We start from the raw sequence: 12,216 nt of genomic DNA, 5'->3' as shown, positions 1-12,216 counted from the left end.
TAGTGATAGGGATGTGCCAATCACTCTTGCGCCCGGAAGGGCGGCCCCGGTCGGACCCTCCGGTATTCGTTGTTCTACACGCACACGAAGTACCGTTGAAGGGTGTTGAAAACCGCGCTCAAGCCTCGATGGATCCTCACGCTGATCCTCGCGATGGCGGCCGCCGCGGTCTTCGTCCTCCTCAGCCAGTGGCAGTTCAGCTCCTCGCGGGAGACACCGCCGCCCGCTCCCAGCACCACGGAGAACGTCCGCCCGCTCACCGACGTGCTGGAGCCCCTCACGCCGCTGTACGCGTCGGGTGCCGACCAGATGGTGTCGGTCGAGGGCGCGTTCCGGCCCGGCACCCGGATGCTGGTCGAGAACCGGCTGCGCGACGGCGAGGAAGGCCTGTGGGTCGTGCAGGCGTTCACTGTCGCCGCAGCGGAGCCGGCCGCGCCGGACGCACCTGCCGAGGAGACCGTCATCCCCGTCGTCCTCGGCTGGGTGCCGTCCGCGGAGGACGCGGCAGCGGTCCCGGAGCAGGAGGGAGAGGCAGCCGTGGTTGGCCGCCTCCTGCCGCCCGAGGCCCCCGAGGTGCAGCGGAACACCGAGGGGCGGGTCCCCTCGCTGTCCACGGCCGAGCTCTCCAACATCTGGGACGCGACCACCTTTGCCGCCTTCGTCGTGGCCTCCGACGTGACGGTCGACGGCGTGGCGGTCCCCTTCACCGCCGGCCTGGAGCCCGTAGTGGTCGGCCCCCAGCCGCAGGACACCCCGATCAACTGGCTGAACATCTTCTACGCCGTCGAGTGGGTGGTCTTCGCCGGTTTCGCGTTCTTCCTCTGGTGGCGCCTCGTCGCCGACGACCACCGCCGCACCCTCGAGGACGAGGCCGACGCCGAGGAGGAGCGGCGGGAGGCCGCCGGCCCCTCGCCCGACCCAGCCGCTCCCGGGCCTGCTGCTCCCGACGCTGCTCCTGCTGCCGCTGCAACGGCCGCCCCGACACCCACTCCGACGCCCACCCGGACCTCCACCCGGAATTCCACCCACGAAAGCGGTGCCCACCGTGACTGAGCCAGTACTCGACCCCGCCGGAGCCGCACGACCGAAGGGCGGGAAGCCGAAGCGGCGGTTCGGCGGGACGCACGCACAGATCCGATCCGCACTCACGTTCTACAAGGTGCTCGCCTACGCGACCGGCGTCATGCTGCTGCTCGTCGTCGTGGAGATGGTGGCGAAGTACGGGTTCGACTCCGAGATCGTGGCCGGCGGGGGAGCGTTCCTCCAGCTCCTCCCCGAGGTGGTCGCCGAGACCGCCGGAGGCGTGAACCTCTCGACGGCGGTGCTGATCGTCCACGGCTGGCTGTACGTCGTGTACCTCATCGCCGACTTCCGGCTGTGGCAGCTCATGCGCTGGCCCTTCGGCCGCTTCGTCCTGATCGCGCTCGGCGGCGTGGTGCCGCTGCTGTCCTTCTTCGTGGAGAAGCGGGTCCACCGCCAGGCCGAGGAGGACCTCGCAGCCCACCCCGAGGCGGCTCCGCGCTACTGAACCGGGTGTCACGCCCCCTCGGGTGATGTGCGGCGCCGGGTACCCGCAGACTATTGTTGATGGGTGACTACCCCCGAGAACGGCTCCGAACACCGTCCTGTCCTTGTCGTGGACTACGGCGCGCAGTATGCGCAGCTGATCGCGCGCCGCGTGCGTGAGGCGGATGTGTACTCCGAGATCGTGCCGCACACGCTCAGCACGCAGGAGATCCTCGCGAGGAACCCCTCGGCGATCATCCTCTCGGGCGGCCCCTCCAGCGTCTACGCGGAGGGTGCGCCCCGCATCGAGCGCGACCTGTTCGACGCCGGGGTGCCCGTGCTCGGCATCTGCTACGGCTTCCAGGCCATGGCCAGCGCGCTCGGCGGCACGGTCGCGAAGACCGGCCTGAGGGAATACGGCTCGACCGACATCACCTCCGACGGCGCGTCCCGCTCCATCCTCGAGGGGACCCCCGAGCAGCAGAACGCCTGGATGAGCCATGGCGACAGCGTCCAGTCAGCCCCCGAGGGCTTCGACGTCCTCGCCAGCACCGCCGGCGCACCCGTCGCCGCCTTCGCCAACGAGGAGAAGGCACTCTACGGCGTCCAGTGGCACCCGGAGGTCAAGCACTCCCAGCACGGCCAGGCCGTCATCGAGAACTTCCTGTTCCGCGGCGCGCGCCTCGACCCGAACTGGACCACCCGCAACATCCTCGAGGAGCAGGTGGAACGCATCCGCGAGCAGATCGGTGACGCGCGCGTCATCTGCGGCCTGTCCGGCGGCGTGGACTCCGCCGTCGCCGCCGCGCTCGTGCAGCGTGCCGTCGGCGACCAGCTCACGTGCGTGTTCGTGGACCATGGGCTGCTGCGCGAGGGCGAAGCCGAGCAGGTCGAGCGCGACTTCGTGGCCGCGACCGGCGTGAAGCTCTACGTCGCCAACGAGCAGAAGCGCTTCCTCGAGGCCCTGGCCGGGGTGTCGGATCCCGAGACGAAGCGCAAGATCATCGGCAGGGAGTTCATTCGTGCCTTCGAGGAGGCCGAGCGCGCCATCATGCGGGAGGCGGAGGCGGAGGGCGAACCCATCCGCTTCCTCGTGCAGGGCACGCTGTACCCCGACGTCGTGGAATCCGGCGGTGGCGAGGGTGCCGCGAACATCAAGAGCCACCACAACGTGGGCGGGCTGCCGGAGGACCTGCAGTTCGAGCTCGTGGAGCCGCTACGCACCCTCTTCAAGGACGAGGTGCGGGCCGTCGGCGCGCAGCTCGGACTGCCCGCGGAGATCGTCGGACGCCAGCCGTTCCCCGGCCCCGGACTCGGGATCAGGATCGTCGGGGACGTCACCGAGGAGCGCCTGGCGCTCCTGCGCAAGGCCGATGCGATCGCGCGCGCCGAGCTGACGGCCGCCGGACTCGACAACGAGGTCTGGCAGATGCCCGTGGTGCTGCTCGCCGATGTGCGCAGCGTGGGCGTCCAGGGCGACGGACGCACGTACGGGCACCCCATCGTGCTGCGCCCCGTCTCCAGCGAGGACGCGATGACCGCGGACTGGTCGCGCCTGCCGTACGACCTCCTCGCGCGGATCTCCAACCGGATCACCAACGAGGTGGACGGCGTCAACCGCGTGGTGCTCGACGTGACGAGCAAGCCGCCGGGAACCATCGAATGGGAGTAGGCGGAACCGGGAGGGGCGTCGAACCCCCTCCCGTCCGCCCGGGCCGCGTTGCTATCCGCGGGGTCCGATCGCTTTTCGGATAGCTTGGAAGACATGCCAATCTGGTCGAGATCAGCACGTGACAATGCAGGGAAGAAGGCGGCTGTGCCGGAGCAGGACCAGCGGGATACGGCGGGATCCCCCGCGGACGAGCCGCAGGGGAACCAGCAGGGCGCAGGGTCGGGCCGGCAGCGTACGGACGCGACCGGCGAGTCGTCGTCCGCGCAGGAGTTCCTCGTGCCCTGGCTCGAGGCCCTCGGCCCCCAGGCCACCGGGGACACGCTCCTGCACTTCCGGCCCTCGGCCGGCACGAGCATCGACCTGACCCACGCGCATCCCTCGGGACTCGCCCAGCTCCAGGCGGGCCGGCGGACGCGCCTGTCCACGCTGCTGCGCGACCCCGTCCAGTACAGTGCCGCCAAGGCCGCGGCGCGCGCCCTCCGCGCGAAGATCTTCGAGCTCGGCACCGAGCGGGGCATCGACGTCGGCTACCTCGCCGCCGGCACGGCCTCATGGCGGTCGGTGGACGATTCGGGACGCTCCGAGACGCTGAACGCCCCCGTGCTCCTCACCGCTGTCTCCCTGACGGTGCATCCCTCGCAGGACGACTACGAGCTGCAGATCACGGAGCAGGCCCGCATGAACCCGGCACTCGTCCGGCACCTGCGGAACGAGCAGGGACTGCGCGTCGACCCTGTCGGCATCGCCCGCCTCGCCTACGGCACAGCGCGCTTCGATCCGCATCCCGTCCTCGAGCGCATGCGGGCGCTGAGCGAGGGCGTCCGCGGCATGTCCGTCGAACACCGCATCCTGGTGTCCACCTTCGCTGACCTCGCCGGGGTCAAGGGCGATCCCGCCCTGCACCCCGACCATCCCGTCCTCGCCGCCCTGCTGGGCGCGGCCAGGGGAGACGCCGACGCGGCGTCGGCCCTCGCCGGCGCGGCCGACGGCCTGCAGTTCCCGCCCGCCGACGAGCGGGACCCCGCCGAGGAGATCCTGGTCCTCGACGCGGACAGGGCCCAGCAGGACGTCCTCGATCTCGCCTCCGCGGGTGTCAGCCTCGTGGTGGCCACCCCGCCCGGGACGGGCCAGACCCAGACCGCGCTGAACGTCGCCGCCCGGGCTGCGGCCGCAGGCAGGCGCGTCGTGGTCGCCGCTGATCGCCGCGGCACGCTCAACGAGTTCGTGCAGGACCTCGACGGGCTGAACCTGGGCTCGCTCGTGCTCCAGGTCGGCAGCCAGACCGGACCGGCGCAGCTGCGCGAAGCCGTCATCCGTGCCCTGGTCCGCAACGAGAAGGCCGTCGAGCCGCAACTCGAGACGCTCCACTCCACGCTGACCGGCCACCGTCACCAGCTCACGGAGCACGTACGGAGCCTCCACAACATCCGCAGCCGCTGGGGGTGCTCGCCCTACCAGTCCATGCAGTCGCTCGCCGGACTCACGGCCCTCGACCCGGCGCCGTCCACCACGGTGCGCCTGAAGCGGAGCGTGCTGGACTCCATCACGGACCGCGCGGAGCTCACCGAGCGCCTCCGGCGTGCCGCCGAGCTGGGCAGCTTCAGCAAGGCGTCGACGCAGAGCCCCTGGTACGGTGCCCAGTTGCTCAACCGCAAGGAGACCGAGCACGCGCATGGCCTCGCCGAGCAGCTCGCGACCGAGATCCCTGCGCTCCGGGACGAGGTGCAGCGCGTCGCCGAGCATTCCCACATCACGCTGGGCGGGACCTTCCGGGAGTGGGGCGAGCAGCTCGAACTTCTCGTCGCGGTCCGCGCGAGCCTCGACAAGTTCACGCCGGACATCTTCGACCGGCCCGTCACCGACCTCATCTCCGCCACCGCGCCGTCCTCGTGGCGGAAGGAACGCGACATCGAGATGAGCTCCATGACGCGGTCCCGGCTGCGGCGCGTCGCCAAGGAGTACATCCGGCCCGGTGTCCACATCTCCGACCTGCACACGTCCCTGCGCGAGGTGCAGCAGCAGCGCACCCTCTGGACGCGCTACGCCCTGACCGAACGCCACCCCTCCGTCCCCACGGGACTGGCCGAGATCCACGCCTCGTACCGGGCCGTGGAGGCGCGGCTCGAGGAACTGACCACGATCCTCCGCCCCACCTCCGGCCACCCGGACTTCGCGGCGCTGGACCTGGACGATCTGGAGACCCTCCTCCGCGACCTCGCCGTCGACAAGGAGACCCTGGCCACCCTGCCCGAGCGCACGCTGCTGCTCGACGAGATGCGCGAGCAGGGCCTGGGCGAGCTGCTCACCGACCTCGCCGGCAGGGAGGTGCCGGCCGACCGCGTGGGGGAGGAGCTCGAACTCGCATGGTGGCAGTCCGCCCTCGAGGCGATGATCAGCGGCGACGACTACCTCGCCATGTCCGACGGTGACAGCCTGCGCAAGCTCGAGGCGGAGTACCGCCTGGCGGACAACGCACACATCGCGTCCGGGCCGGCCCGGATCCGGTGGACACTCGGCGAGCGCTGGCGCGCCGCCGTCGTGAGCCACCCCGGGGACGCCGCCCGGCTACGGCAGGAGCTGAAGGACGGGACCCTGACCCTCGAGGTCTTCGCGGGCCTCCACCCCGAGATCGTGGCCGCGCTCGTACCCGTCTGGGCCGTGAGCCCGCTGACCGTTCGGGGCGCCGTTCCCGAGGGGTACACGTTCGACACCGCCGTGATCCTCGACGGCGAATCGATGTCGCTGCAGAGCGCGGTGCCCTGCATCGCGCGCGCCTCGCAGGTGGCCGTCTTCGGTGACGACCGCCTGGCCGGGCCCACCCGCTTCAGCATCGAGGTGCAGTCCGCCGACCGGGCCTCCACGCTCGAACCCCTGCCCAGTGCCTTCGACGCGCTGCGCGAGGTGCTGCCCGTGCGCGGGCTCACCGAGGTGTACCGCGGCGTCGACCGCGGCCTCGACACCTACCTGAGCGAGTCCTTCTACGACGGCAAGCTCTCCCGCCTCCCGCAGGCCTCCGAGGTCACCGGCAGCGGACGCGGGCTGGTGGTCGAGTACCTGCCGAACGGCACCGGCATGCCGAGCTCCGAGCACGACGGCGTCGAGAGCGTCGCCGTCGAGGTGAACCGCGTGGTCGAGCTGGTCTTCGAGCACATCCGCCGCCGTCCGCACGTCTCGCTCGCCGTCGTCACCGCCAGTGCGCGGCACGCAGCCCGCGTGGGCGAGGCGATCAGGCTCCAGATGACGGAGTTCCCCTGGGCCGCCGATTTCTTCACTCCCGGCAGGGAGGCATTCCGTGTGGTGCCCGTGGAACGGGCGGGCGGTCTGGTCCGGGACGACATCATCTTCTCGCTCGGTTACGGCCGCACGCCCCACGGCCGGGCGCTGCACTCCTTCGGCCCGCTCTCGGGCCCGAACGGGCGACGGAACTTCGTCATGGCCATGACACGTGCCCGGCGGCTCCAGCACGTCCTGACATGTTTCCAGCCCTCGGACCTCGACCCGGACCGGCTCACCACCGGGGCCCTCGACTTCTTCGAACTGCTGCAGCGTGAGATGGGCAGTGCAACGGGGAATCCGCGGAACCCGTCCGGCAGCAACGAGGACCCCCTGGTCGCGGACCTCGTGGACCGCCTGCGCCACCGCGGCGCCGAGGTGTGGGACCACTACGCCGGCGTCCTCGACATCGTCGCGGTGCGCCCGGCGGACCTTCGTCCGGACGGCAGTGCCGCCGCGGTCCAGGACGAGCGCCCCGCGCCGCTGGCGATCGAGTCGGACGGGACCACCCGCTACGGGTCGATGTCCGTGCGGGAACGCAGCAGGCTCCGTCCGCAGGTCCTCGAACGCATGGGCTGGCGGTACATGCCGCTGTGGACCATCGAGGTCTTCACCGATCCGGACGGTTGCGCGGAACGTGCCTCCGCCGTCCTCGGTCTGCCACCGAGGGAGGCCTCCCACCCCGCGCGGACCCGGAAGGACGATGCATCGGCAGCCGATGGATCGAAGGACGCACCGACAGCCGATGCACAGACAGCCGGTGCACAGAAGGACGATGCACAGAAGGATGATGCACCGATGACCACCGATGGGCAGCACACCGGGAATACGAGCGAGGGGGGTACGAGCGACGACGGTCGCGAGGCCGCCGGAACCGATCAGGCCCCTGCCCTCCCGGCCACGGCGGCCGAGGACGACCCCCGGTCGTGGGGGGACACGGAGGAGAACCACGACGAGTGGCTCAAGGAGCAGCGGCCCCCGCACTGGGGCTGACCGCTCCGTCCGGTTCATCGGGTCCGGCTGCTCCGGCCGGTTCATCCGGTCCGGCTGCTCCGGCCGGACCGGTCGACTTCGTCCGGTCCGGCCGGGTGACCCAGCCCTGAGCGTTCAAGGCTTCGTCGTCAGGACCAGGTGGACGTCCCCCGAACTGGAGGACCCCGCGAGGGCGGCGGCCTCGTCGGTGCCCGCCGCGACGACGACGAGCCCCTCCTCCCCTCCGGCCCCGGGCCAGGTGCCACCCGTTCCTCCCGCGCCGGAGTCCGTCCACAGGACGGCGACCGACCGGGCGAGAACCGTGGATCCCGGCGGGGCGTCGAAGCCGTTGCCGGTGGTCAGGACCACGTCGACGAGCTGGCCTGGCACGAGGAGCTGGACGATCCCCGGGTCGGCCGGGCGGAGCGGGACGGCGACGGTGCCGGGAGGGGTGCCCGTCAGCATCCCGTCACCCACGAGGGCGGTGGCCGGGATGGGCGAGCCACGGTCCAGGGGAGCGGCCAGCTGCTGGCCCACCAGGAGGTCCGGCCGCTCGAACGCCCGGCCTGCCACGGCCGCCTCGGGCAGTCGGACGAGAGCGACGTCGGACGCCGCGAGCACCGTCCCGACAGGGAGATCGCGGGCAGCGGTGACCACCGTCGTCGTCGCGTAGTCGTCACCCACCAGCCCCTCCACCGCCACGCCCGCCGCGATGCTGAGGAGCAGGCACGCGAGGAGGCGCCTGCGCCGGTGCAGCAGCCTGCGGAGACGGTAGCGGAGGGGGACCTCCCGCGAGAGGCTGGTCGTGTTCATGCGCCGACCGTAGGCCGGGAGCCCACCGCTACCGCGGGGAGCCGCAGCTATGTGGACATCGCCCCCGACGGCCGCGACGCCGTGGCGATGCCGGGACGTCCGTCCGGGGAAGGCTGCCAGCTGGTCGAAGGGGTCCCGGTCCGCCGGAGGACCAGGACCCAGCCTTCAGGACGCCGACTTCAGGACGCAGCCTTCAGGACGCGCCGGTCAGGACGCCGCGGCGCTGCCCGTCGAGGTCGAGGAGGCCGAGGACGCAGAAGACGCAGAGGACGCGGCCTTGGACCCGCCCGAGGCGTCGGACGCGGTGGTGGACGGTGCGGAGGAGGTCGACGGCGCGCCGGCGTCCGTGCTCGTCGTCGTGGACCGGGAGTCGTTTCGGTAGAACCCCGAGCCCTTGAACACCACGCCCACGCTGTTGAACTTCTTGCGCAGGGTGCCGCCGCATGCCGGGCACACGGTCAGGGAGTCCTCCGAGAAGGACTGCTGCTTGTCGAAGGCATGGCCGCAGTCCTTGCAGGCATAGGCGTACATGGGCATGGAAATCCTCCTGGACGAACTTCGTGGCCCCCGGACGGCTCTTCCGGACGCTGCTCTTGGCACTCTCCGGGGTCGAGTGCCAGTCTACACCGACCGGCCGACCGTCTCGAAGCGCTGGAACCCGTCGGCGGTGAACGCGCCGCCCAGTGGCTGGTCGAAGGGCTCGGCCGGGACGGCGCCGGCCGGCAGGAGTTCCGACCGGTACACCACGCCGAGCCGCGGAGCCGCTCCGGGGGAGTCCGCGAGATGCTGCGCGAGGAAGCGGTCGTAGTAGCCGCCACCCTGGCCGAGGCGCTGCCCCGACCGGTCGACGGCGAGGGCGGGCACGAGGATCAGGCCCACGGAGGGCACCTCCCCGAAGGGACGCCGCGGGCCGACGGGCTCGTCGACCGGCGCGCGGACGGACTTCCGGAGTGCGACACCCGGTGCCCACGCCACCCAGGACAGCTGGTAGGCCGGCTCGCACACGGGCACGACGACACCGAAACCGCGGGTGTGCAGCTCCTGCAGCAGGTGCTCGGTGCCCGGCTCGGGATCACGCCCCAGGTAGGCCGCGATCGTCGGGCGATCCCCGGGACCGGTCGGGGCGAGGACGTCCGTGGCGTACCCCAGGACGGCGTCGGCGATCGCCTGCGACTGGGCCTGCCGCTCGGCCGGGTCCAGGGCGGAGCGCGCAGCCCGCAGCGATGCCCGGAGGGTGTGCTTTCCCGTATCACGTTCGGCGAGGCTCATCCCACCATTGTGGTGGGCAGCCCGGGGATCGGGCGCCCGTTATGTAGTGTTGTGCCCATGACTCTGCGATCACGTGTGACGAAGGCCGTTATCCCCGCGGCCGGCCTGGGAACCCGATTCCTGCCCGCCACGAAGGCGATGCCCAAGGAAATGCTCCCCGTTGTGGACAAGCCCGCCATCCAGTACGTCGTGCAGGAGGCCGTAGACGCCGGCCTGTCCGACGTCCTGATGATCACCGGCCGGAACAAGCGGGCCCTGGAGGACCACTTCGACCGCGTGCCCTTCATCGAGCAGACGCTCGAGGCCAAGGGCGACCACGACAAGCTGGCCGCCGTGCGCCGCCCCTCCGAGCTCGGCGACATCCACTACCTCCGCCAGGGCGATCCCAAGGGCCTCGGGCACGCAGTCCTCCGCGCCAAGCTGCACGTCAACAACGAGCCCTTCGCCGTCCTCCTCGGCGACGACCTCATCGACGACCGCGACCCGCTGCTCGAGACCATGATCGCGGTCCAGGCCAAGACCGGCGGCTCCGTGATCGCGCTCATCGAGGTCGATCCCCAGCAGATCAGCGCCTACGGCTGCGCCGACATCACGGAGATCGACGGCGAGGACCACGTCCGCGTGAACCAGCTCGTCGAGAAGCCCTCCGTCGACGAGGCGCCCTCCAACCTGGCCGTGATCGGCCGCTACGTCCTCCACCCCCGCGTGTTCGACGTCCTCGAGACCACCGAACCCGGCCGCGGCGGCGAGATCCAGCTGACCGACGCCCTGCAGACCCTCGCGGCCGCGGACGGCGAAGGCTCCGGTGTGTACGGCGTGGTGTTCCGCGGACGCCGTTACGACACGGGAGACAAGCTGAGCTACCTCAAGGCCGTGGTGACGCTGGCCTCGGAGCGGGAGGACCTCGGGCCGGACCTCCGCGCCTGGATCAGGGACTTCAGCAAGAACCTCACGGACTAGCACGGGGCGTACGCCATGTGGTCGGCGACCAGCTGGCCCGTGAGCCTCAGGACGGGCTCCCTCGTCCTGAGGCCCATCCGCCACAGGGACAAGGCAGCGTGGACGGCGCTGAGGCACCGCAACGCCCGGTGGCTCGCGCCGTGGGAAGCCTCGAATCCCGACCCGGAGGGCTTCCTGCCCACCTACCACCAGATGGTGCGGTCGCTCACCTCGCAGGCCCGGGCGGGCTCGGCACTGCCGTTCCTCATCACGGAGCAGCCTCCGGGCTCCCGGGATGCTCGTCTCGTGGGGCAGTTGACGGTCTCGGGGATCACCTGGGGATCGGCCCTCACGGCGACCCTCGGGTACTGGGTGGACGCGGAGCGGGCGGGCCGGGGCATCGCGCCGACGGCCGTGGCGCTGGCCACCGACTACTGCTTCGGGGATCTGGGCCTGCATCGGATGGAGATCAACATCAGGCCCGAGAACCGGGCGAGCCTCCGCGTCGTCGAGAAGCTGCAGTTCCGCGACGAAGGACTGCGGCCCCGGTACCTGCACATCGCCGGGGAGTGGGCGGACCATCGGAGTTTCGCGCTGACCGCCGAGGAGGTGCCGCGTGGCCTGCTGGCGCCCTGGCTCGAGAGCGGACGGTCCCACCATGGGTGAGCGGACCGTCGAATGCCGCCCCGAGCATATTCGGGCCCGACACACCGCGCCCAATGCGGCGACCCGACTCCAAGTGATCCTACGGTTCTAGATGTGGTCTTCTCCCTGGACAGCTCGTTGGTGCTCGCCGCGATCATCGGATTGTGGCTGGTCCGGGTGGCCCCTTCCGTGCTCAGGAGGACCGTACCGGCGACCGTCGGGAGCACATACCGATCGCCACGACGCGGGACCCGCCGTCCCGCAGGGAGCATGATGACCATGACCGCGCCACAGGACGATGCACGTACCACGGGATCGATGCCGGTCCTGCCCTCCTCGCCGGAGGAGCCCGCGGACCTGCCTGCCGTGGCGCCCGCCGGCACCCCGTCGTTCAGCCCGAGATGGGGGCGCATCGGCGTCGCACTCGTGGGCCTCGTGGCCCTCCTGACCGCGCTGGTGACGCTCGTGCCGGCGGCATTCGGCGTCGTCTCCCTCCTGCTTCCCGTGGTGTCCCTCGCTGTCGCCGCGGCCGCCGTCGCGGTCCTCAGGATGCTCGCCGTCCGGGCCCGGCATGCGCGGGTCGAGCAGGCGTTCCTCCATGCGATGGCGCCCGTCCACGAGGCAGAGCCTGCAGGCCTCCCCGTCGCACTCCCCGCGGCGGCACCCGCGGCACCCCGGCGGCCCACCAGCCTGTTCGACGCCGAGGAGACCGCCACGCGCCGCCTCACGCCGATGGAACTGCGCACCGCCGCCCTGGCCGTCGCCCACGGCTCGACCGCCGTCGACATCCGGGACGCCTCCGCGCAGGGCGCCGGCGCTGCGGCCGCGTCCGGCACCGGCAACGCGGTCGAGCGGCCCGCACCGGAGTGGGCTCCGGTCGATCTTCCCCGGCCCACCTACGTCGACGCCGCGAAGGCCGAACGCCAGGCTCCCGCACCGCTGGACCTGCCCGAAGCCCCGAAGCCGACGTCCAGGACGCCCATCAAGGCGTCCGAGGCCGCTGCCCGCATCGCCGCGACGGACGACACCGCGCACGTCGCGGCCGACGTCACCCCCGCCACGGGACGGATCAACCTCGACGACGTGCTGCAGCGCCGGCGCGCCTGACAGCGCACACCATCGCAGGG

General features: G+C 71.4%; 10 protein-coding genes. 7 read left to right on the top strand and 3 right to left on the bottom strand.

From position 1 onward, the window contains the following. Nucleotides 1-102 precede the first annotated feature (102 nt). From V6S67_RS12745 to V6S67_RS12730, 4 genes are all read left to right on the top strand, one after another. Nucleotides 103-1,053 (top strand): SURF1 family protein, encoded by a 951-nt coding sequence (locus tag V6S67_RS12745; RefSeq protein WP_334210592.1) that lies wholly within the window; start codon nucleotides 103-105, stop codon nucleotides 1,051-1,053. Continuing rightward, nucleotides 1,046-1,528, top strand: coding sequence for a DUF3817 domain-containing protein (locus V6S67_RS12740; RefSeq protein WP_334210591.1), 483 nt, complete (start codon nucleotides 1,046-1,048; stop codon nucleotides 1,526-1,528). The genes V6S67_RS12745 and V6S67_RS12740 overlap by 8 nt, the downstream gene beginning before the upstream one ends. Nucleotides 1,529-1,591: 63 nt before the next feature. Continuing rightward, nucleotides 1,592-3,178, top strand: a complete 1,587-nt coding sequence (gene guaA, locus V6S67_RS12735; protein WP_334210590.1) for a glutamine-hydrolyzing GMP synthase — start codon at nucleotides 1,592-1,594, stop codon at nucleotides 3,176-3,178. 93 nt (nucleotides 3,179-3,271) lie between these two features. Beyond that, nucleotides 3,272-7,444 carry a DUF4011 domain-containing protein gene (locus tag V6S67_RS12730; protein WP_442884795.1) on the top strand — a complete coding sequence of 1,391 codons (4,173 nt, stop codon included), beginning with the start codon at nucleotides 3,272-3,274 and terminating at the stop codon, nucleotides 7,442-7,444. A gap of 114 nt (nucleotides 7,445-7,558) precedes the next feature. On the opposite strand, the gene cpaB is transcribed toward V6S67_RS12730, so the two are convergent. From cpaB to V6S67_RS12715, 3 genes are all read right to left on the bottom strand, one after another. Then, nucleotides 7,559-8,236: a Flp pilus assembly protein CpaB gene (cpaB, locus tag V6S67_RS12725; protein ID WP_334210588.1), complete on the bottom strand. Its 678-nt coding sequence runs from the start codon at nucleotides 8,234-8,236 to the stop codon at nucleotides 7,559-7,561. Nucleotides 8,237-8,443: 207 nt separating this feature from the next. Continuing rightward, the gene (locus V6S67_RS12720) at nucleotides 8,444-8,773 is read right to left on the bottom strand and encodes an FmdB family zinc ribbon protein (protein ID WP_334210587.1); all 330 of its coding nucleotides are present in this window, start codon (nucleotides 8,771-8,773) and stop codon (nucleotides 8,444-8,446) included. 84 nt (nucleotides 8,774-8,857) lie between these two features. Further along, the gene (locus V6S67_RS12715) at nucleotides 8,858-9,505 is read right to left on the bottom strand and encodes a 5-formyltetrahydrofolate cyclo-ligase (protein ID WP_334210586.1); all 648 of its coding nucleotides are present in this window, start codon (nucleotides 9,503-9,505) and stop codon (nucleotides 8,858-8,860) included. Nucleotides 9,506-9,562: 57 nt separating this feature from the next. Here V6S67_RS12715 and galU point away from each other — a divergent pair, with 57 nt between their 5' ends. The 3 genes from galU to V6S67_RS12700 all read left to right on the top strand — a co-directional run bounded on the left by galU (nucleotide 9,563) and on the right by V6S67_RS12700 (nucleotide 12,196). Beyond that, complete coding sequence (gene galU / locus V6S67_RS12710; RefSeq protein WP_334210585.1) at nucleotides 9,563-10,465, top strand: UTP--glucose-1-phosphate uridylyltransferase GalU; 903 nt, start codon at nucleotides 9,563-9,565, stop codon at nucleotides 10,463-10,465. Between the two features lie 15 nt (nucleotides 10,466-10,480). Beyond that, complete coding sequence (locus tag V6S67_RS12705; RefSeq protein WP_334210584.1) at nucleotides 10,481-11,110, top strand: GNAT family N-acetyltransferase; 630 nt, start codon at nucleotides 10,481-10,483, stop codon at nucleotides 11,108-11,110. Nucleotides 11,111-11,368: 258 nt separating this feature from the next. Continuing rightward, nucleotides 11,369-12,196 (top strand): hypothetical protein, encoded by an 828-nt coding sequence (locus V6S67_RS12700; RefSeq protein ID WP_334210583.1) that lies wholly within the window; start codon nucleotides 11,369-11,371, stop codon nucleotides 12,194-12,196. Nucleotides 12,197-12,216: the final 20 nt, after the last annotated feature.

Source organism: Arthrobacter sp. Soc17.1.1.1 (assembly GCF_036867195.1).
Taxonomy (GTDB): Bacteria; Actinomycetota; Actinomycetes; order Actinomycetales; family Micrococcaceae; genus Arthrobacter_D.
Note: the sequence above shows the minus strand (reverse complement) of the source record. Positions and strands in the feature narration are given on the sequence as shown.